We start from the raw sequence: 23,501 nt of genomic DNA, 5'->3' as shown, positions 1-23,501 counted from the left end.
TGATGAAGACCCCAGTCACCCCCTCATCCGCCGTCCGCACGACGGCCGGCGGCGTCCCCGGGCCCCGCTCCCGCCCGGCGGAGAGCGGGCCCGGTGCCCCGGGCGGCAGCCGGCCGGGCCGTCGGTTCAGCCGCCATCTGCCGCTCAGTCCCTGGCTGTTCGCGGCTCCCGGGCTGCTGGTCGTCGGCGCCTTCAGCCTGTACCCGTTCTTCAGCACCCTGGTCAACGCCTTCACCGACCGCCGGACGCTCGTCCCCGGCACGTTCGTCGGCCTGGACAACTTCCAGGAGCTGCTGCACGACGAGATGTTCTGGATCGGGCTCCGCAACAGCACGCTCTACGTCCTCGGCGTCGTACCCGCGCTCGTGATCCTCCCGCTGCTGCTGGCGATGCTCGTCCAACGGCACATCCCCGGCATCACCTTCTTCCGCTCCGCCTTCTACACCCCGGTCGTCGCCTCCATCGTGGTCGTCGGCCTGATCTGGGTGTGGATGCTCGACGACCGCGGGCTGATCAACTCCCTGCTGGAGGCGGTGGGCGTCGGCAAGGTCGGCTTCCTCAGCGACCAGTGGCTGCTGCTCATGAGCGCGATGACGGTCACGGTCTGGAAGGGCCTCGGCTACTACATGATCATCTATCTGGCCGCCCTGGCCAACGTGCCCCGTGAGCTGCACGAGGCGGCCGCCGTGGACGGTGCGGGAGCGGTACGCCGCTTCTTCACCGTCACCGTTCCCGCCGTCCGCTCGACCATGGTGCTGGTCGCGGCGCTGGCCTCCGTCTCGGCCTTCAAGGTCTTCTCCGAGGTCTATCTGATGGCGGGCCCCTCCGGTGGTCCGGCCGGTGAGGACACCACCCTCGTGATGCTGGTCCAGCGCGTCGGCACCGGACTGACCGGACGCGTCGGATACGCCTCCGCCATCTCGGTCGTCATCTTCGTCGTCACCGTCGGGCTGATGCTGCTGGTGCTCCGCGCCGACCGCAAGGAGGACGCGTGAGCATCCTGAGGACCACCGACGCCGAGGGCCGCCGCATCCCGCTCCGGCAGCTCGTCCTGCGCTACGTGCTGCTGCTCCTCGTGCTGGCCCTGACCGTCGGGCCGTTCCTGTGGCAGCTCTCGACCTCGCTCAAGGGTCCGGGCGAGGACATCTTCAGCTCCCCGCCGAAGTTCTTCCCCAGCGATCCGACCCTGGACAACTACACGCGGGTCGCCGACACCATCCCGGTCTGGGAGTACGCCCTGAACTCCCTGAAGGTCGCCTCCGCCAACGTGGTGACCAACTGCGTGGGCGCCGCGCTGGCCGGCTACGCCCTGGCCAGGCTGCGCTACCGGGGGCGCCGGGCCGCCACCCTGGCGTTCATCCTGGCCATGCTGGTGCCCGTGGAGGGCATCATCATCGCCCAGTTCACCACCATGCGGGACCTCGGCCTCAACAACACCCTGCTAGGAGTGCTCCTGCCGGGCTCCATCGGCGCGATGAACGTCCTGCTGATGCGCAACGCCTTCCTGAACCTCCCGCAGGAGGTGGAGGAAGCCGCGTACGTCGACGGCGCCAACGTCTGGCAGCGCTTCCTGCGGATCGCGCTTCCCTCGGTCAAGGGCACCCTCGCCGTCGTGGCGATCTTCGCCTTCATGGGCGCCTGGGACGACTTCCTGTGGCCGCTGATCGTGCTCAGCGACCCGGAGAACTTCACGCTGACCATCGGACTGAACTATCTGCACGGCACCTTCGCCAACGACGAACGGCTCGTCGCGGCGGGCACGATCATCGCCGTCGCCCCGCTCATCGCGCTCTTCGCCTGCCTGCAGCGCTTCTTCTTCCGGGGCGTCGGTGAAGGCGCCGTCAAGGGCTGACCGTCCGCGCCGCCCGCCGCCCCCACCACAGAACCAGGATCACCCCTTCCATGAGCTCCACCGCGCCCCGCTTCGGCGCCAACTACACGCCCAGCCAGGGCTGGTTCCACCACTGGCTGGACTTCGACCTCGACTCCGTACGCGCCGACCTGGACTCGATCGCCGGCCTCGGCCTCGACCACATCAGGGTCTTCCCGCTCTGGCCGCTCTTCCAGCCCAACCGCACACTGATCCGCCCGCGCGCCGTCGAGCAGCTCGTCGCGCTCGCCGACGCGGCGGCCGAACGCGGCCTCGACGTCAACGTGGACGGACTGCAGGGGCATCTGTCGAGCTTCGACTTCCTGCCCGCCTGGACGCAGACCTGGCACCGCCGCAACCTCTTCGCCGATCCGGACGTCGTGGCCGCCCAGGCCGCGTACCTGCGGACCCTCGCAGGCGCCCTCGCCGACCGGCGCAACTTCATCGGCATGACCCTGGGCAACGAGATCAACCAGTTCTCCGGAAGCCCGCACCCCGACCCCGACCCCATCACGCCCAGGCAGGCCGCCGACTGGCTGCGGACCCTGCTCGACGCCTGCGAGGAGGGCGCCCCGGGCAAGCTCCATCTGCACGCGGAGTACGACGCCTCCTGGTACCAGGACGACCACGCCTTCACCCCCGCCCACGCCGCCCGGATCGGGGCGGTCACCGCCGTGCACTCCTGGGTCTTCAACGGCACCGCCCAGCGCCACGGCCGCGACGGCACGGCCACCGAGCACCACGCGGCGTACCTGATCGAGCTCTCCAAGGCCTGGGCGCACGACCCGCACCGGCCGGTGTGGCTCCAGGAGGTGGGCGCGCCCGCCCCCCTGATCCCCGCCGGGCACGCCGCCCCGTTCACGGAGGCGACCGTCGCGAACGCCCTGGACTGCGAGGACGTCTGGGGCGTCACCTGGTGGTGCTCCCACGACGTCTCGCGCTCCCTGGCCGACTTCCCCGAACTGGAATACGGGCTCGGGCTGCTCACCAACGACCGGCAGGTCAAGCCAGCCGGGCGGGCCATCGCCCGGATCGTCGAGGAACAGCGCGCCGCCGCCCACCGGCCCGCGCCCCGGACCACCGCGCTCGTCGTCGACACCGGGGACGACGACACCGCGCCCCGCCGCTCGGTGTGCGCCCCCGGCGGTGAGGTCTTCGAGGCGTTCGCCCGGCTCACCGCGGACGGCGCCCGCCCCACCACGGTCCTCGCGAGCCGCGCCGGTGACCGGGACCACCTCGTCGGGCGCGGTATCACCGAGGTGGTCACGCCCGCCCAGGTCCTCTGAACCGGCGTACCCCCCCCCCCCACAGCACCGGAATCGCACCCCGCACGATACGGAGCAGACCATGACCCAGCCCCAGCCCCAGCAGCGCCCCGCCACCCCCACCCGCCGTACCGTCGTCCTCGCCGGCGCCGGTGCCGCGGCCGCCCTCCTTGCCCCCGCCCTCCCCGGACGGGCCGCCGCAGCCAGCGCGGCACCGGCGCCGGGGGCGCCCCAGCCCTGTGCCTCGTACTGGTTCCCCGACTCGCTGCCCGCCGGCACCCCCGGCGACGGCGTCACCTGGCGCAGCCTGAAGGCATGGCGTCCGGAGACCGACCCGGACCTGCCGTTCAACACCGCGTCCGTGCCGCTCGCCGACCGCTTCACCCCGGTCCCGGCCAACACCACGGCCCGGACCGACCAGGCGCGGATCACCTCCCTGGTGGCCTTCGGCAACACGGCGGGCAACCCGTCCCAGGGCTCGGCCACCGCCGACTACTACGCCCTGAACCACTGGGCGTACATCGACGAGCTGGTCTTCTGGGGCGGCTCGGCCGGCGAGGGCCTGATCCTGGCTCCGAACGCCCCGGTCGTGGACGCGGCCCACCGGCACGGCGTGCCCGTCCTCGGCACCGTGTTCCTGCCGCCCGTGCACCACGGAGGCGACCTGCGATGGACCCGAGACCTCGTGCAGCGCGACGCGGCCGGGCGCTTCCCGCTGGCCGCGAAACTGGTCGAGGCGGCGGTCGCGCACGGCTTCGACGGCTGGTTCCTCAACGCCGAGACCGAGGGCGGGGACGCCGCGCTCGGCGCCGAGATGCTGGCGTTCGTCACCGACCTGCGCGCCCGCGGCGAGGCCGCCGGGCTCCGCACCACCTGGTACGACGCCATGACGGTGAGCGGCCGGGTCGGCTGGCAGGGCGCCCTCAACGACGAGAACACCGCCCTGTTCCAGCAGGCGGACTCGATGTTCGTCGACTTCCGCTGGACCCCGGAGACCCTCGCGGCGTCCGGTGAACGGGCCGAGGACATCGGGCGCAGCCGCTACGACCTGTGGGCCGGCGTCGACGTCGAGTCGACCGGCTGGAACCGGGAGGCCGACTGGGACGCGATCGTGCCCACCGACCGCCCGCACACCGTCTCGTACGGCTTCTACCGCCCCGAGTGGACGCTGAACCACCTGCCCGAGGACCGCACCCCCGGGCAGTTCCACGCCGCCGACCAGCGGTTCTGGACCGGCAGCTCGCTCGACCCCGCGAGGCCCGGCCCCGAGGACGGCTGGCGCGCCCCGGCGGTGGTGCTCGCCGACCGTTCGACGATCGACCGGCTGCCGTTCGCCACCACCTTCAACACCGGGCACGGCCTGCGGTGGTACGAGCGGGGGCGGCCGGTCTCGGACACCGCGTGGAACCATCTGGGGCTCCAGGACCGGCTCCCCGGGCGCCGCTGGGTCGTCCGCACCGAGGGCAGCACGCCGTCCGTCGGCTTCGACTTCGCCGACGCCTGGCGTGGAGGGAGCAGCCTCCTGGTCGACGCCGACCTCAAGGCCCCGGCCACCGTCGAACTGTTCGGGACCCGGCTGCCGCTCTCCCGGCGTACGGCCGTCGAACTCACCCACCGCACCGACCCGGGCTCCGGACCGGTCACCGTGGAACTGGCCGTCGCCCTGCACGAACCCGACCGGGCGGGCGACCCGATCGCCTACACCTATGTGCCGGCCGGAGAGCTGAGGCCGGGCGCGGGCTGGACCACAACGACCGTGCGGCTGGGCTCCCTGCGCGGCACCGCCCGCGCACTGGGCGTGCGGCTCACCGGCGCGGGCGCGGTGCGGTGGAGGCTCGGCGCGCTGGCCGTACGCGATACGGTCGGCAAGCCCCACGCACCGACCGCACTGCGCGTCACCGACGCCGCCGCCGACGGCACGGAGCTGCGCCTGCGCTGGCACCACGCACCCGGCCCCGTACGCCACTACGAGGTGCACCGGATCCTCCCCGACGGCACCCCGCGCTTCCTCGGAGGCACGTGCCAGACCGCTTTCCACGTGTCAGGCATCCGCAGGGAAGCGGGCGAGGAAACCGCGCGCTTCCAGGTCAGGGCCGTGGACGAGCTCTACGCCCTGTCCGGCCCCGCCGTCACCGCACACCGCTGGTAACCCGTCCTCACCCGCACCCACATCACAACGGAGTCACCCTCATGCACGACGACCGCACTCTGGTGGAAGCCCGTCTGAAGCGTGTCCTGGACGAACGCATCCGGCCCGCCGTACACCCGGAGTCCGTACCCCTGGACGTCGCCGTCTGGAACGCTCCCGGCGAACCCGTCCCCGTCGCCGAGGGCCTCGCCGGCCCCGTCGAGCCGATCGCGGTCGGCGACCGGTGGGGAGCCCCGTGGAGCACCTGCTGGTTCCGTGTCTCGGGGACCGTCCCCGCGCACTGGGCGGGCCGGACCGTCGAGGCGCTCCTCGACCTGGGCTTCGACGAGAACATGCCCGGCTTCCAGTGCGAAGGCCTGGTCTACCGGCCCGACGGCACCCCGGTGAAGGGCCTCAACCCGCGTAACCAGTGGGTGCGCGTGGGGGCTCCCGTCGAGGGCGGCGAAGAGGTCCTGCTGCACATCGAGGCCGCGTCCAACCCCGTCATCCTCGACTACCACCCCTTCCTGCCGACCCGGCTCGGCGACAAGGAGACGGCCGGCAGCGAGCCCCAGTACACCCTCGCCCGGATGGACCTCGCCGTCTTCGACGAGCACGTGTGGAACCTCGTCCAGGACCTGGAGGTGCTGGGTGAGCTGATGGCGGAACTGCCCGTCGAGGGGGCCCGCCGCTGGGACATCCTGCGCGCGATCGGCCGGGCCCTCGACGCCGTCGACCTCCAGGACGTCAACGGCACCGCGGAGGCGGCCCGCGCGGAGCTGGCCGGGGTGCTCGCCACCCCCGCGCAGCCGTCCGCCCACCGCATCAGCGCGGTGGGGCACGCCCACATCGACTCCGCCTGGCTGTGGCCGCTGCGCGAGACGGTCCGCAAGGTCGCGCGCACGACGTCCAACATGACGGCCCTGCTGGAGGACGAGCCGGACTTCGTGTTCGCGATGTCCCAGGCCCAGCAGTTCGCGTGGATCAAGGAACACCGCCCCGAGGTGTACGCCAAGGTCAAGAAGGCGGTCGCGGAGGGCAGGTTCGTGCCGTCCGGCGGGATGTGGGTCGAGTCCGACACCAATATGCCCGGATCCGAGGCGATGGCCCGTCAGTTCGTCCACGGCAAGCGGTTCTTCATCGACGAGTTCGGCATCGAGAACGACGAGGCGTGGCTCCCCGACACCTTCGGCTTCGCCGCCGGGCTGCCGCAGATCATCAAGGCGGCGGGCTCCAAGTGGCTGCTCACACAGAAGATCTCGTGGAGCCAGACCAACAAGTTCCCCCACCACACCTTCCGTTGGGAAGGCATCGACGGCACGCGGATCTTCACCCACTTCCCGCCGGTCGACACGTACAACTGCTCCATGAAGGGCAGTGAGATCGCCCACGCGGCGGACAACTTCAAGGACAAGGGCGTCGCCCGTCACTCGCTCGCCCCGACCGGGTGGGGTGACGGCGGCGGCGGGACGACCCGCGAGATGATCGCCAAGGCCGCCCGGATGCGCAGCCTGGAGGGCTCGGCCACCGTCGAGTGGGAGAAGCCCGCAGACTTCTTCGCCAAGGCCGAGGCCGAATATCCGGACGCCCCGGTGTGGGTCGGCGAGCTGTACCTGGAACTCCACCGCGCCACCCTCACCAGCCAGGCGAAGACCAAGCAGGGCAACCGGCGCAGCGAACACCTGCTGCGGGAAGCCGAACTGTGGGCCGCGACCGCTGCCGTGCGCGGCGGATACGCCTATCCGTACGAGCAGTTGGACCGGATCTGGAAGACGGTCCTGCTCCACCAGTTCCACGACATCCTGCCGGGTTCGTCGATCGCCTGGGTGCACCGCGAGGCCGAGAAGACCTATGCGGCCGTCGCCGGGGAACTGAACGCCATCGTGGACGCCGCGCAGCGCGCCCTGGCCGGCGACCCCGCCGCCGGGCGTGACCTCGTCTTCAACTCCGCCCCGCACAACCGCGCCGGAGTCGGCGCGGGTGCGGCCGGTGCCGCGCACCGGGGCAGCGAGGGGCAGCTCGCCCCGCGCGAGGGCGGCGGCTTCGTGCTGGACAACGGGCTCCTCCAGGTCGAGATCGACGCCAGGGGACTGGTCGTCTCGGCGTACGACATCGGCGCCGAGCGCGAGACCGTCGCGCCGGGGCAGGCGGCCAACCTCCTCCAGATCCACCCCGACTTCCCGAACATGTGGGACGCCTGGGACGTCGATGCGTTCTACCGGAACACCGTCACCGACCTCACCGGCCTCGACGAACTCACCCCGGTCGAGGACGGTGACACGGTCGGCGTCCGGATCGTACGGAGCTTCGGTGGATCGAAGGTCACCCAGCTGCTGACCCTGACCTCCGGCGCCAAGCGCCTCGACATCGACACCGAGGTCGACTGGCACGAGACGGAGAAGTTCCTCAAGGCCGCGTTCCCGCTGGACGTGCACGCCGAGCGCTACGCCTCCGAGACGCAGTTCGGGCACTTCTACCGGGCCACCCACACCAACACCAGCTGGGAGGCAGCCAAGTTCGAGGCGTGCAACCACCGGTTCGTCCACGTGGAGGAGCCGGGCTGGGGCGTCGCGCTCGTCAACGACTCGACGTACGGGCACGACGTGACCCGTACGGTGCGCACCTCGGACGCGGGCACCACCACCATGGTGCGCGTGTCACTGCTGCGCGCCCCGCGCTTCCCCGACCCGGAGACCGACCAGGGCGTCCACCGCTTCCGGCACGCCCTCGCGCCGGGCGCGGCGATCGGCGACGCGGTCCGTGAGGGCTTCCGCATCAACCTGCCCGAGCGCCGCGTCACCGGCGAGCACGAGGTCGCACCGCTGGTCACCGTCGACAACGACGCCGTGGTCGTCAGCGCGGTCAAGCTGGCCGACGACGCGAGCGGTGACGTGGTCGTACGGCTCTACGAGTCCACCGGCGGCCGGGCCAGGGTCCGCCTCTGCACCGGGTTCGTGGCCACCGGCGTCGCGGTCACCGACCTGCTGGAGCGGCCGCTGGCCGGTGTGACGGCGCCGGAGCTCACCGCGGAGGGCGTGAGCCTGTCGCTGCGCCCGTTCGAGCTGGTCACCCTGCGGCTGGCCCGCGGCTGAACCAGGGTGTGGGGCCGGCCCCCGGCCCCACACCGCCCGGGTCCTGAGGCGGGGGGAGGATCAGGCGTCCTTCCCGGCCGCAGCGCGGCGCTGCCGCTTGCCGAGGGGCGCCTGGGAGAGGTCCTCGGCGCGCTCGGTCGCCTCCAGGATGTCCTCTTCCGCCTCGCCCGAGTCCTGGGACCGTGATGCGGAAGGTTCGGGTACTCATCCGGCGACCATAACCAGCGTGGCCGGTGCGGTTCACCGTGTTTCCCGCGGACGACTCCTGGCCGCGCGGACACACCGGCGCCCCCACCGCACGTACAGCGGTGGGGGCGCCGGGGGATAAGCGGGCGTCAGGCGCCGATGTTCATCTCGGCCGGGTCGGAGCCGATGCGCTTGCCCTCGTCCAGCGCGGCGAACGCGGCCAGGTCGTCGGCGTCCAGCTCGAAGCCGAAGACGTCGATGTTCTCCGCGATCCGCGCCGGCGTCACGGACTTGGGGATCACCACGTGGCCGGTCTGCAGGTGCCAGCGGAGCACCACCTGGGCGGGGCTGCGGCCGTGCTTGCGCGCGACGGCGACCACGGTCGGGACCTCCAGGAGGCCCTTGCCCGAGCCCAGCGGCGACCAGGCCTCGGTGACGATGCCGTGCTCGGCGTGGAAGGCGCGGGACTCGGCCTGCTGGAGCTGCGGGTGCAGCTCGATCTGGTTGACCGCGGGGACGACGGAGGTCTCGCCCAGCAGGCGCTCCAGGTGCTCCGGGAGGAAGTTGGACACGCCGATGGTCTTCGCGCGGCCGTCCGCCAGGATCCGCTCGAAGGCCTTGTACGTGTCGACGTAGGCGTCCTTGGCCGGCACCGGCCAGTGGATGAGGTAGAGGTCGACGTACTCGAGGCCCAGCTTGTCCAGCGACGTGTCGAAGGCGCGCAGCGTCGAGTCGTAACCCTGCTCGGAGTTCCACAGCTTGGTGGTGACGAACAGCTCCTCACGGGGCACGTCCGTGGTGGCGAGGGCCTTTCCGGTGCCCGCCTCGTTCCCGTAGATCGCGGCGGTGTCGATGCTCCGGTACCCGGCCTCCAGGGCCGTGGCCACGGCCGTCGTGGCCTCGTCGTCCGGCACCTGCCAGACACCGAAGCCGAGCTGCGGCATCTCGAGGCCGTTGTTGAGGGTGATGGTGGGGACCTGGCTCACGAGCAGTCGATCCTTACGTTGTGGGTGGGTACTCCCAGAGGGAACGATCGGCAAAGGGTAAGCATTCCCACTCGTCCGGATCCGGTGAACCGGAGAAGAGACGAACCTTCGACCACCCGTCAGGTCCTGCTGCGGCTCAGCGGTAGAGGGCGTCGACCTCGGCCGAGTACGCCGTCTCGATCGCCTTCCGCTTCAGCTTGAGCGACGGGGTCAGCAGACCGTGCTCCTCGGTGAACTGGTGCGCCAGGATGCGGAAGGTGCGGATCGACTCCGCCTGGGACACCGCCGTGTTCGCGGCCACCACCGCCCGGCGCACCTCCATCTCCAGGTCGGGGTCGCGCACCAGATCGGCGGGGCGCATCGGCGTACGGCCCTGCATGGCGAGCCAGTGCTCCACCGACTCGTGGTCGACGGTGACCAGCGCCGCGATGTAGGGGCGGTCGTTCCCGACGACGATGCACTGCGCCACCAGCGGATGCGCGCGCACCCGCTCCTCCAGACCGGCGGGGGCCACGCTCTTGCCGCCGGACGTCACCAGGATCTCCTTCTTGCGCCCGGTGATGGTCAGATAGCCGTCCTCGTCGAGCGCCCCCAGGTCACCGGTGGCCAGCCAGCCGTCGTGCAGCACGGAGTCGGTGGCCTTCGGGTCACCCAGGTAGCCGGAGAAGACGTTGGCCCCGTGCACCCACACCTCGCCGTCCCGGGCGATGTGCACCGTGGAGCCGGGGATCGGCTGGCCCACGGTGCCGTAGCGGGTGCGCTCGGGCGGATTCGCCGTGGCCGCGGCGGTCGTCTCGGTCAGCCCGTAGCCCTCGTAGACCGTGACGCCCGCACCCGCGAAGAACAGCCCGAGCTGCCGGTCCATGCCGGAGCCGCCCGACATGGCGTGCCGCACCCGGCCGCCCATCGCGTCGCGGACCTTGCGGTAGACGACCTTGTCGAAGAACTGGTGCTGCATCCGCAGCCCGGCGGATGGCCCGGGACCCGTGCCGAAGGCCCGCTCCTCGATCGCCTCGGCGTACTTCACGGCGACGTCGACCGCCTTGTCGAACGCTCCGGCGCGGCCCTCGGACTCCGCCTTGCGCCGTGCGCCGTTGAAGACCTTCTCGAAGATGTACGGCACCGCGAGGATGAACGTGGGTCTGAAGGACACCAGATCCGGCATCAGCGCCTTCGCGGACAGCTCCGGCTGGTGCGCCAGCTTCACCCGGCCGCGCAGCGCCGCGATCTCCACCATGCGGCCGAAGACGTGCGCGAGCGGCAGGAAGAGCAGCGTCGCCGCCTCCTCGCCGGGCTTGGAGAGGAACACCGGATGCCAGCGGTCGACCATGGTGTCGGCCTCGAACATGAAGTTGGCGTGCGTGATCACACAGCCCTTGGGGCGCCCCGTCGTGCCGGAGGTGTAGATCACGGTCGCCACCGAGTCGGGGGTCACCGCACGGCGGTGCCGGTGGACGACCTCGTCGTCGATCAGCGCCCCGGCCTCGACGAGCTCGGCCACCACGTCGGCGTCCAGCTGCCAGAGCCGGTGCAGGTTCGGCAGCCGGTCGATCACCGAACCGATCGTCATCGCGTGGTCCTCGTGCTCGACCATGACGGCCGCGACCTCGGCGTCGTGCAGCATCCACAGGACCTGCTCGGCCGACGACGTCGGATAGATCGGTACGGACTGGGCGCCCACCGTCCAGAGGGCGAAGTCGAAGAGCGTCCACTCGTAGCGCGTGCGCGACATCAGGGCGACCCGGTCGCCGAACCGGACGCCGTGCGCGATCAGCCCCTTGGCGAGAGCCAGCACCTCGTCGCGGAAGGCGGCGGCTGACACGTCGTGCCAGCGGCCCTCCGCGTCCTTGCGGCCGAGGGCCGTCCGGTGGGGGTCCTCCTCCGCAAAGTCGAAGACGGTATCGGCAAGACCGCCGACTTGAGGGGCAGCGGCCATGGGTGGGACAGTGAACTCGCGCAATGACCTGCTCCTTGTGGCGCTCCGCACGGCGCCGCGACGCTACCTCACCGCACGAGACTGCGGGAGGGTCCGAAGTCTCCTAAAAACGTGGCATCTGGCCTGCCCAACCGTAGAAATCGGGCCAGATGGGCAAGGCTCGGGCAGACTTCTGACCACGGAGTAAGTGGCTCGGGCGGGAATCTCCACCGAATCTGTACGCGGCACTTACGGCCCCACCCGCTCGCCGTCGCGGATGAGGCCGTTACGCCGGCTCCGGGTGCGAAGGCACGACCGGCCCGCGGTGGAGGCGGTCGCCGCCCGCGAGGATCGCCGCCGCGAGTGCGTCCGCCGCCTCCTGGGCGCTGTCCCTCCGGCGCCCGTGCAGCAGCACGAAGTCCACGTCCCCGAGCTCCGGCAGGCCCGCCCTGGGCGGCACCGGCACGAGCCCCGGTGGGATGAGACCACGGGTGTGCGCCATCACGCCCAGGCCCGCCCTGGCCGCCGCCACGAGGGCGCTCAGGCTCGCGCTCGTACACGCGAAGCGCCAGGGCCTGCCGTGCTCCTCCAGCACCTCCAGGGCCCTCGCCCTGGTGATGCCGGGCGGCGGGAAGGCGATCAGCGGGAGGGGGCGCTCGGGGTCGATCCGCAGCTGCGGGGCACCGATCCAGGTCAGGGTGTCCTGCCAGACCAGCTCCCCGTGGGTGTCCCCGGTGCGGCGCTTGGCCAGCACCAGGTCGAGCCGGCCCGCCGCGAGCTGCCGGTGCAGCGCGCCGGACAGCTCCACCGTGAGCTCCAGCTCGACCTCGGGATGCTCCCGCCGGAACGACTCCAGGATCTCCGGAAGGCGGGTCAGCACGAAGTCCTCGGACGCCCCGAAGCGCAGCCGGCCGCGCAGCCGGGTGCCCGTGAAGAAGGCCGCCGCACGCTCGTTGGCCTGCAGGATCGTCCGGGCGAAGCCCAGCATGGCCTCGCCGTCCTCGGTGAGGTCGACCCGGTGCGTATCCCGGTCGAAGAGCTGCCGGCCGGCCTCCGACTCCAGCCTGCGGACGTGCTGGCTGACCGTGGACTGCCGGACGCCGAGCCGGCGGGCCGCCTGGGTGAAGCTCAGGGTCTGGGCCACGGCCAGGAAGGTACGGAGCTGAACGGGGTCGTACATGGGCCGAGGCTATCGCGCTTCGTGATGACAGTCAGTTCCTTGTACCTGATTCCCGATCGCGGTGATCAGGAGCACGATGGGGAGGGCACGATTCCACCGAGAGAGCACGGAGCACATGAGCCGCCGCACCAGCCGCCGTATCCCCGCGCTGCCGTCCTGGCTGCCGGTCGACCCCTACATCCTGGCGCTGATCGGCACGGTGGTAGTCGCGGCGCTGCTGCCCGTGTCCGGGGCCGGCGCCGATGTGGCGGGCGGCGCGTCGACCGGAGCGGTCGCCCTGCTCTTCTTCCTCTACGGAGCGCGTCTCTCGACCGCCGAGGCGCTCGACGGCCTGAAGCACTGGCGGCTCCACCTCACCGTCCTGGCCTGCACCTTCCTGGTGTTCCCGCTGTTCGGCCTCGCCAGCCACGGGCTCGTCCCGTACGTGCTGACCCCACAGCTCCAGGACGGCTTCCTCTTCCTGTGCCTGGTGCCCTCGACCATCCAGTCGTCGATCGCCTTCACCTCGATCGCCCGCGGCAACGTCCCGGCCGCGATCTGCGCGGGCTCCTTCTCCAGCATCGCCGGCATCGTGCTGACCCCGCTGCTGGCGGCCGCGCTGCTCGGCGGGAGCGGGGGAGGGTTCTCCGCGGACTCCCTGATGAAGATCGTCCTCCAGCTGCTGGTGCCCTTCCTCGCCGGCCAGCTGCTGCGCCGCTGGGTCGGAGGGTTCATCGGCCGCCACCGCAAGGTGCTGGGTTACGTCGACCGCGGCTCGATCCTGCTCGTCGTATACACGGCCTTCAGCGAGGGCATGGTGGCCGGCATCTGGCACCAGGTCACCCCGCTCCGGCTCGGCGCCCTGCTCGGCGCCGAGGCCGTGCTGCTGGCGCTCATGCTCGCGGTGAGCTGGTACGGGGCGAAGCGGCTCGGCTTCGGGCGGGAGGACCGGATCGCCATCCAGTTCGCCGGGTCGAAGAAGAGTCTGGCGGCCGGGCTGCCGATGGCCAGCGTCCTGTTCGGCGCGCACGCGAGCCTCGCGGTGCTGCCGCTGATGCTCTTCCACCAGATGCAGCTGATGGTCTGCGCGGTGATCGCCAAGCGCCGCTCGCGTGACCCGCTGCCGAGCGCTGCCCACGTCCCATCCGCTCCGGCGGAGTTGGTGAACTGAGCCCTCGGCGAGACGCCGACGATACGGAGTGAGTCCTCACTCATTGACGGAGTGAGGACTCACTCCGTATGCTCGCACCCATGACAGCAGCCGAGGAGAACCAGACCACCCGCCGTCGCGCCCCCGCCATGTCGCCGGAAGAGCGGCGCGCGATGATCATCCAGACAGCCATTCCGCTGATCGCCGAGTACGGTGCGGCGGTGACGACCGCGAAGGTCGCCCGCGCCGCGGGTATCGGTGAGGGCACGATCTTCCGGGTCTTCGCCGACAAGGACGAGCTGCTCCAGGCCTGCATGGCCGAGGCGCTCTCCCCCGAGCACGCGATCCGCGAGCTCGACACGATCGACATGTCCCAGCCCCTGCCCGACCGGCTCGCCGAGGCGGCCGAGGCGCTGCAGGCGCACATGGCCAGGATGGGCGCGATCGCCGGCTCACTCGGGCATCGCGGCGGCGGCAAGCATCCCGGCACGGTGCGCGGCGCGGGCCGCAACGAGTCGACGACCCGTCTCCGCTCGGCCCTCGCGGAGCTGCTGGAGCCCGACAGGGCCACCCTGCGCCGCCCGCCGGAACAGATCGCGGCGCTCTTCTTCGGGCTGCTCTTCACCCAGCCGCGTACGGACGACGAGCCCGACCTGACCTCGCAGGAACTGGTGGAGCTCTTCCTGCACGGGGCGCAGTCGGGAGGCGCCGAGTGAGCGCGCGGAGGAGACGCCTGGGGGTCACGGCCCTGGCCGTCGTGGCACCCGTCCTGGTGTGGCTGGCCGCGGACCCGCTGCTGGGACACCGGCTGCGGATCACCGACGGCGAGCAGACGCTCGACGTCGGCGCCTTACCCGTGGCGCTCGTCGCCCTGCTCGCGTCGCTCGCCGGCTGGGGAGTGCTGGCTGCCCTGGAACGGCTCGGCGTACGGCGCGCCCGCGCCGTTTGGACCGGGGTCGCCCTCGCCGTACTGGCCCTCTCCTTCCTGCCGTTGACCGGCGAAGGAATGGACGGCGGCACCCGGGCCGCGCTGGCCCTGATGCACCTGGTGGTGGCGGCGGTGCTGATCCCTGGCCTGCGCACGAAGGACGCCGCGGCGGCACCCCGTGCGTCGACAGCCTCCTGACTCCTGGCTGTCGCGGGTCGCCCTGTCCGAGGTCTCCTGCGGGAAGAGGCGGATATCCCGCAGGCGGGGGCGAACCGGGCCGCGGACCCGTCGTATGGTCCACACCATGACGGCAGAAGAACCGAAGGCCCCGAAACCCCGCGTGCAGCTGGTCATCGGCATCATCCGCCGGGGGAACGAGATCCTGCTCGTGCGAGAGAGTCTCGGCGCCGCAGGAGAGATCCTCTGGTCGCTCCCCGGCGGAGGGGTCGAGGACGGCGAGCTCATGCACGAAGCCCTCCGGCGCGAGCTGCGGGAGGAGACCGGGCTGCTCGTGGGCGATCCGGTGCGGACCGCGTTCCTCATGCACATCGACTCGGAGCGCCACCCTTCGGCCGTGGCCGCCGCCTTCGAGATCGACGCGTGGTCGGGAGACATCGCGCCCCAGGACGACGACATCGAGCAGGCCGCCTTCTTCCCCTTGCCCGATGCCCTGAAGCTACTGGGCGAGCTCGACAGCGCGACGCAGCGGGAGCCCATCGTCGGCTATCTGAACGGGGATGCCGCTCCCGGGACCACCTGGCTGTACCGCAACCGGGGTGGAGAGGAGACGCTGGTCGCCCGCTGGTGACCCACGAGAGGGTCCGGCCGGCGCAGGGGGCGCTCCCCGTCGGCCGGACCCCTGCCCCGTGCAGCGGGCGGGGCCTCAGCCCCGGCCCACCGTCGCCTCCAGGGCGATGCGGTGGTCACCCGCGTACACGTTCATGGACTGGCCCCGCAGAAAGCCGACGAGGGTCAGTCCGCTCTCGGCCGCCAGGTCCACGGCCAGCGACGACGGCGCCGAGACCGCCGCCAGCATCGGGATCCCCGCCATCACCGCCTTCTGCGCCAGTTCGAACGAGGCGCGCCCCGACACCAGCAGGATCGCCTGCGAGAGCGGCAGGCGGTCGTCGGTGAGGGCGCGGCCCACGAGCTTGTCGACCGCGTTGTGGCGGCCCACGTCCTCACGGATGTCGAGCAGCTCCCCCTCCGGGGAGAACAGCGCGGCGGCGTGCAGCCCCCCGGTCCGGTCGAACACCCGCTGTGCCTCGCGCAGCCGGTCGGGGAGGGCGGAGAGCAGGGCGGGCGTCACCCGGACCGGGGGAGTGTCGGCGACGGGATGGCGGGTCGTGGTGCGTACGGCGTCGAGGCTCGCCTTGCCGCACAGTCCGCAGGACGAGGTGGTGTAGACGTTGCGTTCGAGGGTGATGTCGGGGACCACGACACCCGGGGCGAGCTTCACGTCGACCACGTTGTACGTGTTCACCCCGTCGGCCGTCGCCCCGGCGCAGTACACGATCGACTGCACCTCGGACCCCTCGCCGATCACGCCCTCGCTCACCAGGAACCCCGCCGCCAGCGCGAAGTCGTCGCCCGGGGTGCGCATCGTGATGGCGAGCGGCTTGCCGTTCAGCCGGATCTCCAGGGGCTCCTCCGCGACCAGGGTGTCGGGGCGCGTGGTGACCGCCCCGTCCCGGATGCGGATGGTGCGGCGACGCTCGGTGACCCGTCCCATAGCCGTCAATCCCGATTCTGTACGTGTTGGAAGCCGAAACGGCCCTTGATACAGAGGTTGCCATGGGTCACCGGGTTGTCGTGCGGCGAGGTGACCTTGACGATCTCGTTCTCCTGCACGTGGAGGGTCACGTTGCAGCCCACACCGCAGTACGCGCAGACGGTCGTGGTCTGCGTCTGCGCCGCCTCGTCCCAGGTGCCGGCCGCCCGCATGCCGAATTCGGTGCTGAACGACAGCGCACCGGTCGGGCACACCTCGATGCAGTTCCCGCAGAAGACACAGGCCGAGTCGGGGAGCGCCGCGTCGTGCTCGGTGGAGATACGGGCGTCGAAACCGCGCCCCGACACCGCGATGGCGAAGGTGTTCTGCCACTGCTCGCCACAGGCGTCGACGCACTTGTAGCAGAGGATGCACTTGTCGTAATCGCGGACGTACAGCTCGTTGTCGATCTTCGGCTGTTCGTTCATCCGGGCGGCGTCGGCGCCGAAGCGGTCGGGCTCCGCCTCGTACTCCTTGATCCACTCCTCGGCCCGGGGCGTCGTCGACAGATCCGTCGACGAGGCCAGCAGCTCCAGGACCACCTTCCGGCTGTGCCGGGCCCGCTCGGTGTCCGTACGGACCGTCATGCCCGGCTCGGCGCGGCGGGAGCAGGCGGGGGCGAGCGTGCGGGAGCCCTCGACCTCGACCACGCACACCCGGCAGGCGTTCTTCGGGGTGAGCGTGTCCCCCTGGCACAGGGTCGGGATGTCCTTGCCCGCCGACCGGCAGGCGTCCAGGATCGTCGATCCCTCCGGGACCCGGGTCTCCTCGCCGTCCAGCGTGAACGGGACGAGACGGCGCGGCGGCTGAAGCGGAACAGCAGTCACTTGTAGACCCCCAGACGGTCGATGGCGGACTCCACGGCGTTCCACGCGGTCTGGCCGAGACCGCAGATCGAGGCGTCCCGCATGGCCTGCCCCACCTCTCTCATCAGTGCGATGTCCTGGGCGGCCGCGGCGCCCGTACGGTCCACGATCCGGTGCAGCGCCTCCTCCTGGCGGACCGTGCCCACCCGGCAGGGCACGCACTGGCCGCACGACTCGTCGCGGAAGAACTCCGCGATGCGCAGCAGGACGCGGGGGAGCTCCACCGAGTCGTCCAGGACCAGGACCACCCCCGAACCGAGCGTCGTCCCCGCGGCGCGGGTGCCCTCGAAGGTGAGCGGGACGTCCAGCTCGTCGGGGCGTACGAAGCCGCCGGCCGCCCCGCCGAGGAGTACGGCCCTCAGGCGCTCGGGCGGGCCCGCCAGGTCGAGCAGCTCCCGCAGGTTCGCCCCGAAGGGCAGTTCGTAGACGCCGGGGCGGTCGACCTGACCGGAGACGCAGAACAGCTTGGTGCCGGTGGACGTCTCCGTGCCGGTCGCGGCGTACGCGGCGGCGCCGTGCTCCAGGATCGGCAGCACATTGACGAGGGTCTCGACGTTGTTGACGGCCGTCGGCTTGCCGAAGAGGCCCTTCTCGACCGGGAACGGCGGTTTGGAGCGCGGCTCGCCCCGCTGCCCCTCGATCGAGTTGAAGATCGCGGTCTCCTCGCCGCAGATGTACGCCCCCGCCCCGCGCCGGATCTCGATGTCGAAGGCGTACCCCTGGCCGAGGACGTCCGGGCCGAGCAGGCCGCGGGTGCGGGCGCTCGTCAGGGCGTGGGCGAGGCGTTCGTACGCGCGTGGGTACTCGCCGCGCAGATAGATGTAGCCCTGGTGGGCGCCGACGGCGTACCCGGCGATCGTCATCGCTTCGACCAGGGCGTACGGGTCGCCCTCCATCAGCACCCGGTCCTTGAAGGTGCCGGGCTCGCTCTCGTCCGCGTTGCAGACGAGGTAGTGCGGGCCGTCGGCCTGCTGGGCGGTGGCCTGCCACTTGCGGCCCGTCGGGAACGCGGCGCCGCCGCGGCCGACGAGCCCGGCCTCCAGCACCTCGCGGATCACCCCGGCGGGGCCGAGTGCGAAGGCGCGGCGCAGGGCGGTGTAGCCGCCGGTGGAGCGGTAGTCGTCGAGGGAGGCGGGGTCCACGGCGCCGATGTGTCTGAGGAGGACGAGGGTGGGGTCGCCCGCCTGGGGGACGGCTGCGGCGGGCGGGGGCTCGGCGGGAGTCTTCTCCGGGGCTCGGGCGGCCGTGACGAGTGCGGGTGCCGTGGTGGGGGCGAGCACGGCTGAGTGGCGGGTGGTGGTGGCGGGCTCCGCCCGGGCACCGGGGGCTCTGCCCCCGGACCCCCGCTCCTCAATCGCCGGAGGGGCTGATATTGCCCCTGGGGGGTGGGGGAGTTCCGCCGGGGCTGATATTGCCCCTGGGGGGTGGGGGAGTTCCGCTGGGGTTGATATCGCCGGCGAGGACGGTTCCTCCCCAGCCTGCAACAGCAGCGCCGCCGGGGCTCGTTCGCACAGGCCCAGGCAGGGGCTCTCCTGCCAGACCGTGCCCTCGGCCGGGGTGCCCGCTGGGCCCAGGCGTGCGGTGAGGTCCGCGCACACGGCTGCCGAGCCGCGGGCCGCGCAGGCCAGGTCCGTACAGACGTGGAGCACCTTCGCAGGGCGGGGCCGCACCGAGAACATGGCGTAGAAGGTCGCGACTCCGTACGCCTCAGCGGGGGCCACCGTCAGCCGTCGGCAGATGTAGTCCAGCGCGCCCTCACTGATCCAGCCCACGCGGTCGTTCACCGCGTGCAGCGCGGGCAGCAGCTGGTCACGCCGGTCCTTGGCCGCCGCCGCGCCGCCCCTCGCCCAGCGCAGATCCTCGTCCGAGCGCTCGGCGGCACCCTCCCATCCCGACGGCGGGGGGCCCAACAGGGCGTCCACCGCTTCCCGTTCGGCGTCGGATGGGGCCGCGTCGGTGTACTTCAGGTCCATGCCGGCACCAGCTTCTCTATCCGTACGGCGGAGGCCTTGAACTCGGCGGTGCCGGCGATCGGGCAGTTCGCCTCGATGGTCAGCTGGTTGGTGTCGACCTCGTCCGGGAAGTGCATCGTCATGAAGGCGAGGCCCGGCCGGAGCCCCGGGTCGATCCAGACCGGGGCGGTGACACTGCCCCGCCGGGACGAGACCCGTACCTCCTCGCCGACGGCGACGCCGTAGGACGCCGCGTCCTCGGGGCAGAGCTCGATGTACTCGCCCCGGCGCAGCGGTGATGCGTAACCGCTGCTCTGGACACCGGTGTTGTACGAGTCCAGCCGTCGGCCGGTCGTGAGCCGCAGCGGGTAGGACTCGTCGGTGAGGTCGACCGGCGGGTCGTGCTGCACCAGGCCGAACGGGGCCGCCGGGCCGCGCCGCACCGGATCGGTCTCCCAGAGCCGGGCGTGCAGGAAACTCGACGGCAGCTTCTCCGTGTCGGGGCAGGGCCACTGAAGCCCCTGATGCTCCGCGAGCCGCTCGTACGTCATCCCGAAGTGGTCGGGCGACAGGGAGCGCAGTTCGTTCCAGACGGCCTCGGAGTCCTCGAACTTCCAGTCGTGGCCCAGCTGTTCCGCCATGGCGCAGAGGATGTCGATGTCCTCGCGGGCCTCGCCAGGCGGTGCCAGCGCGGCCCTGACCCGCTGCACACGCCGTTCGCTGTTGGTGGTGGTGCCGTCGGTCTCCGCCCAGGCGGCGGTGGCGGGCAGGACCACGTCGGCGAGCTGGGCGGTCCTGGTCAGGAAGATGTCCTGCACCACCAGGTGGTCGAGGGCCTCCAGCCGGCGTACGGCCTGGTCGCTGTCGGCCTCCGACTGCGCGGGGTTCTCCCCGATGCAGTACACAGCGCGGAGTTCGCCGGTCTCCATGGCCTCGAACATCTCGGTCAGCGTCTTGCCGTACCGGGGCTGGATGACGGTGTCCCAGGACCGCTCGAACTTCTGCCGGACCGGCGGGTCGAGGATGTCCTGGAAGCCGGGCAGCTTGTTGGGGATGGCGCCCATGTCGCCGCCGCCCTGCACGTTGTTCTGCCCGCGCAGGGGCTGGACCCCGGAGCCGTACCGTCCGACGTGGCCGGTGAGCAGGCAGAGGTTGATCAGCGCGCGGACGTTGTCGGTGCCGTTGTGGTGTTCGGTGATGCCCAGGGTCCAGCAGAGCTGGGCGCGTTCGGCCGTGGCGTAGGCGTGGGCGAGGTCCCGGATCGCCTCGGCCGGAACCCCGGTCACCTTCTCGGCCGCCGTCAGGGTCCAGGGCTCGACGAGCGCCGCGTACTCCTCGTACCCGGTGGTCGCGCGGTCCACGAAGGCCCGGTTGACCAGCCCCGCGTGGATGATCTCGCGGCCGATGGCGTGGGCGAGCGGGATGTCCGTGCCGACGTTGAGGCCGAGCCAGCTCTCCGCCCATTCGGCGGTGGAGGTGCGGCGCGGGTCGACGGCGTGCATCCGGGCGCCGTTGCGGATGCCCTTCAGCACGTGATGGAAGAAGATCGGGTGCGCGAAACGGGCGTTGGAGCCCCACATCACGATCAGGTCGGTGTGTTCCGCCTCCTCGTACGAGGAGGTGCCGCCGCCGGAGCCGAAGGCGGCCGAGAGGCCCGCGACGCTCGGGGCGTGGCAGGTGCGGTTGCAGGAGTCGACGTTGTTGGTGCCCATCACGACCCGGGTGAACTTCTGGGCGACGTAGTTCATCTCGTTGGTGGCCCGGGCGCAGGACAGCATCGCGAAGGCGTCGGGCCCGTAGGCCTCACGGGTCCGGCGGAATCCGGCAGCCGCCCTGGCCAGTGCCTCGTCCCAGCTCGCCCGGCGCAGCTCACCGTCCTCCCCGCGGACGAGGGGGTGCGTGAGGCGTTCGTACGTCTTCGGCTGCCGGCCCCTGCGGGTCCTGCCGCCCGTGCGTTCGTTCTTCATGCTGCGCTCCCTGCCGGTGCCGGGGACGTGGTGGCGAGGAGATCCGCGAGCGCGTGCACGGCGCGCAGCGTCGGTACGGGCGTTCCGGCCAGCTCGGCCAGCTCGACGACGGCCGCGAGCAGCACGTCGAGTTCGAGGGGTTTGCCCTTCTCCAGGTCCTGGAGGGTGGATGTCTTGTGATCGCCGACGCGCTCCGCGCCCGCGATGCGCCGCTCCACGGAGATCTCGGGGCGGCAGCCGACGGCCGCCGCCACGGCGAGGGTCTCGCGCATCATCGACTCCACGAGTACGCGGGTCTCCGGATGGCGGCAGATCTGGCCCATGGTGGCGCGGGCCAGCGCGCTGATCGGGTTGAAGGAGATGTTGCCGAGCAGTTTGATCCAGATGTCGTTGCGCAGATCTGACTCCACGGGGCACTTGAGTCCGCCCGCGACCATGGCCTCGCTGAAGTCCAGACAGCGCCGGGACACCGACCGGTCCGGCTCGCCGATGGAGAACCGGGTGCCTTCGAGGTGGCGTACGACGCCCGGCGCCTCGATCTCTGTGGCGGCGTAGACGACGCAGCCGATGGCGCGTTCGGGCGGCAGTGTGGCGCTCACCGAGCCCGCCGGGTCGACGCTGTCGAGCCGGCGGCCGGTGTAGGGGCCGGCCAGGCCGTGGAAGTACCACCAGGGGATGCCGTTCTGAGCGGCTATCACCGCGGTGTCCCGGTGCATCAGCGGATGGACCAGGGGCCCTGATCCCGCGTACGAGTTGGCCTTGAGGCCGAGGAAGACGTAGTCGACGGGCCCGACGTCCGACGGGTCGTCGGTGGCGGCGGGCCGTGCGGTGAAGTCACCGCGCGGGCTGAGCACGCGCACACCGTCGCGGCGCATGGCCGCCAGGTGTGGGCCCCGGGCGATGAGATGGACCTCGGCGCCTGCGCGGTGGAGCGCGGCCCCGACATAGGCGCCGATGGCTCCGGCGCCGACAACTGCGACTTTCACGGGGCTCTCCGTTCGGTGAGAGGACCGAGCGAGGGTGTCAAGTCGACAGAATATTGTCTACAGTATGCCTTTGGAGAGGGTCAATACTCGTGACAGCGTGTGCCTCGTCCGTTCCGCGATTCCGGCGGGGACGCCGGAGTGTCCGCGAGAGTTCCCGGGGAGCTGTTCGAGACGCTCCAACCTCGGGCCCGTATTCCTGTGGGATCAGGTGCCCCTGTACCGGTCGGTAGCAACCAAGACTGGATAGTTCCTGCCAAACGTAGCGAGGGGAACCCGTACATGACCGGCTCACGTGTCGTGGCGCTCGGCCACTACCAGCCCGCCAAGGTCCTCACCAACGACGACCTGGCGGCCATGGTCGACACCAGTGACGAGTGGATCACCAGCCGGGTCGGCATCAGGACCCGGCACGTGGGCGGCCCGGACGAACCCGTGGACGAGCTGGCGGCGCACGCCGCGGCCAAGGCCCTCGCCTCGGCGGGACTGCAGCCCGCGGACATCGACATGGTCCTCGTCGCCACGTCCACCGCCATCGACCGCTCGCCGAGCATGTCCGCCCGGGTCGCCGCCCGCCTGGGCATGGGCTCGCCGGCCGTGATGGACATCAACGTGGTCTGCTCCGGGTTCACCCATGCACTGGCCACCGCCGACCACGCCATCCGGGCCGGAGCCGCCACCCGGGCCCTCGTCATCGGCGCCGACAAGATGGGCGACATCGTCGACTGGACGGACCGCTCCACCTGCGTCCTGATGGGCGACGGCGCCGGAGCCGCCGTCGTCACCGCCGACCCCGAGGGGGGTGACAGGCCCGGGATCGGCCCCGTCCTCTGGGGTTCCGTGCCGGAGATGGGCAACGCCGTACGGATCGAGGGCACGCCCCCGCGGTTCGCGCAGGAAGGGCAGTCCGTCTACCGCTGGGCCACCACGCAGCTGCCGCCGATCGCCCGGAAGGTCTGCGAGCGGGCCGGAGTCACGCCCGAGGACCTCGCCGCTGTGGTGCTGCACCAGGCCAACCTGAGGATCATCGAACCCGTCGCCCGTAAGATCGGCGCGGTCAACGCCGTCATCGCCCGGGACGTGGTGGATTCCGGCAACACCTCGGCCGCCTCGATCCCGATGGCCCTGTCCAAACTGGTGGAACGGGGCGAGGTCGACAGCGGTGCGCCCGTCCTGCTCTTCGGCTTCGGCGGCAATCTTTCGTACGCGGGTCAGGTGATCCGCTGCCCCTGAGGCCCCCGTCGTGGCATTGTGCTCGGTAGACTGTAGACGATAAGCAATGC

18 protein-coding genes are annotated in these 23,501 nt (G+C 71.4%); 10 read left to right on the top strand and 8 right to left on the bottom strand.

The window, feature by feature from the left end; all coding sequences use genetic code 11:
- Positions 1-2 precede the first annotated feature (2 nt).
- The 5 genes from ACIRD8_RS10550 to ACIRD8_RS10530 all read left to right on the top strand — a co-directional run bounded on the left by ACIRD8_RS10550 (position 3) and on the right by ACIRD8_RS10530 (position 8,355).
- Positions 3-995, top strand: coding sequence for a carbohydrate ABC transporter permease (locus tag ACIRD8_RS10550; RefSeq protein WP_403988792.1), 993 nt, complete (start codon positions 3-5; stop codon positions 993-995).
- Entirely contained in the window at positions 992-1,852 is an 861-nt protein-coding gene (locus ACIRD8_RS10545; RefSeq protein ID WP_403988790.1) for a carbohydrate ABC transporter permease, read from the top strand. The genes ACIRD8_RS10550 and ACIRD8_RS10545 overlap by 4 nt, the downstream gene beginning before the upstream one ends.
- A gap of 50 nt (positions 1,853-1,902) precedes the next feature.
- On the top strand, positions 1,903-3,156 hold the full coding sequence (locus ACIRD8_RS10540; protein WP_403988788.1) for a glycosyl hydrolase: 1,254 nt from the start codon (positions 1,903-1,905) through the stop codon (positions 3,154-3,156).
- A 61-nt stretch (positions 3,157-3,217) separates the two neighbouring features.
- Positions 3,218-5,284, top strand: a complete 2,067-nt coding sequence (locus ACIRD8_RS10535) for an endo-beta-N-acetylglucosaminidase (protein ID WP_403988786.1) — start codon at positions 3,218-3,220, stop codon at positions 5,282-5,284.
- A gap of 41 nt (positions 5,285-5,325) precedes the next feature.
- Positions 5,326-8,355, top strand: coding sequence for an alpha-mannosidase (locus tag ACIRD8_RS10530; protein WP_403988784.1), 3,030 nt, complete (start codon positions 5,326-5,328; stop codon positions 8,353-8,355).
- A gap of 335 nt (positions 8,356-8,690) precedes the next feature.
- On the opposite strand, the gene ACIRD8_RS10525 is transcribed toward ACIRD8_RS10530, so the two are convergent.
- The 3 genes from ACIRD8_RS10525 to ACIRD8_RS10515 all read right to left on the bottom strand — a co-directional run bounded on the left by ACIRD8_RS10525 (position 8,691) and on the right by ACIRD8_RS10515 (position 12,622).
- Entirely contained in the window at positions 8,691-9,527 is an 837-nt protein-coding gene (locus ACIRD8_RS10525) for an aldo/keto reductase (protein ID WP_403988782.1), read from the bottom strand.
- A 136-nt stretch (positions 9,528-9,663) separates the two neighbouring features.
- Positions 9,664-11,463, bottom strand: a complete 1,800-nt coding sequence (locus tag ACIRD8_RS10520; protein WP_403988780.1) for an AMP-dependent synthetase/ligase — start codon at positions 11,461-11,463, stop codon at positions 9,664-9,666.
- 265 nt (positions 11,464-11,728) lie between these two features.
- Entirely contained in the window at positions 11,729-12,622 is an 894-nt protein-coding gene (locus tag ACIRD8_RS10515; RefSeq protein ID WP_403988778.1) for a LysR substrate-binding domain-containing protein, read from the bottom strand.
- A gap of 115 nt (positions 12,623-12,737) precedes the next feature.
- Here ACIRD8_RS10515 and ACIRD8_RS10510 point away from each other — a divergent pair, with 115 nt between their 5' ends.
- From ACIRD8_RS10510 to ACIRD8_RS10495, 4 genes are all read left to right on the top strand, one after another.
- Entirely contained in the window at positions 12,738-13,772 is a 1,035-nt protein-coding gene (locus tag ACIRD8_RS10510; RefSeq protein WP_403988776.1) for a bile acid:sodium symporter family protein, read from the top strand.
- A gap of 80 nt (positions 13,773-13,852) precedes the next feature.
- Positions 13,853-14,467, top strand: a complete 615-nt coding sequence (locus tag ACIRD8_RS10505) for a TetR/AcrR family transcriptional regulator (protein ID WP_403988774.1) — start codon at positions 13,853-13,855, stop codon at positions 14,465-14,467.
- Complete coding sequence (locus tag ACIRD8_RS10500; RefSeq protein ID WP_403988772.1) at positions 14,464-14,877, top strand: DUF6069 family protein; 414 nt, start codon at positions 14,464-14,466, stop codon at positions 14,875-14,877. The genes ACIRD8_RS10505 and ACIRD8_RS10500 overlap by 4 nt, the downstream gene beginning before the upstream one ends.
- Before the next feature lie 106 nt (positions 14,878-14,983).
- Positions 14,984-15,487: an NUDIX hydrolase gene (locus ACIRD8_RS10495; RefSeq protein ID WP_393384076.1), complete on the top strand. Its 504-nt coding sequence runs from the start codon at positions 14,984-14,986 to the stop codon at positions 15,485-15,487.
- A 75-nt stretch (positions 15,488-15,562) separates the two neighbouring features.
- Here the strand turns inward: ACIRD8_RS10495 and fdhD are convergent, their stop codons facing one another.
- Genes fdhD through ACIRD8_RS10470 form a run of 5 tightly spaced genes read right to left on the bottom strand, consistent with a single transcriptional unit; the run spans position 15,563 to position 22,221 of the window.
- Positions 15,563-16,411: a formate dehydrogenase accessory sulfurtransferase FdhD gene (gene fdhD, locus ACIRD8_RS10490; protein ID WP_403988770.1), complete on the bottom strand. Its 849-nt coding sequence runs from the start codon at positions 16,409-16,411 to the stop codon at positions 15,563-15,565.
- A gap of 5 nt (positions 16,412-16,416) precedes the next feature.
- Complete coding sequence (locus ACIRD8_RS10485) at positions 16,417-17,277, bottom strand: 2Fe-2S iron-sulfur cluster-binding protein (protein ID WP_403988768.1); 861 nt, start codon at positions 17,275-17,277, stop codon at positions 16,417-16,419.
- The gene (locus tag ACIRD8_RS10480; RefSeq protein WP_403988766.1) at positions 17,274-19,289 is read right to left on the bottom strand and encodes an NAD(P)H-dependent oxidoreductase subunit E; all 2,016 of its coding nucleotides are present in this window, start codon (positions 19,287-19,289) and stop codon (positions 17,274-17,276) included. Before ACIRD8_RS10480 ends, ACIRD8_RS10485 begins: the two co-directional genes overlap by 4 nt.
- Positions 19,280-21,235 carry a molybdopterin oxidoreductase family protein gene (locus tag ACIRD8_RS10475; protein ID WP_403988764.1) on the bottom strand — a complete coding sequence of 652 codons (1,956 nt, stop codon included), beginning with the start codon at positions 21,233-21,235 and terminating at the stop codon, positions 19,280-19,282. Before ACIRD8_RS10475 ends, ACIRD8_RS10480 begins: the two co-directional genes overlap by 10 nt.
- Positions 21,232-22,221, bottom strand: a complete 990-nt coding sequence (locus ACIRD8_RS10470) for a 2-dehydropantoate 2-reductase (RefSeq protein WP_403988762.1) — start codon at positions 22,219-22,221, stop codon at positions 21,232-21,234. Before ACIRD8_RS10470 ends, ACIRD8_RS10475 begins: the two co-directional genes overlap by 4 nt.
- Before the next feature lie 279 nt (positions 22,222-22,500).
- Between ACIRD8_RS10470 and ACIRD8_RS10465 the strand changes: the two genes are divergently transcribed.
- On the top strand, positions 22,501-23,451 hold the full coding sequence (locus ACIRD8_RS10465) for a beta-ketoacyl-ACP synthase III (protein ID WP_403988760.1): 951 nt from the start codon (positions 22,501-22,503) through the stop codon (positions 23,449-23,451).
- The last annotated feature ends 50 nt before the right edge of the window (positions 23,452-23,501 follow it).

This window comes from Streptomyces sp. NPDC102451 (assembly GCF_044765485.1).
Lineage (GTDB): Bacteria > Actinomycetota > Actinomycetes > Streptomycetales > Streptomycetaceae > Streptomyces.
The sequence above is the reverse complement of the archived record's forward strand: the minus strand, read 5'-3'. Positions and strand labels throughout refer to the sequence as shown.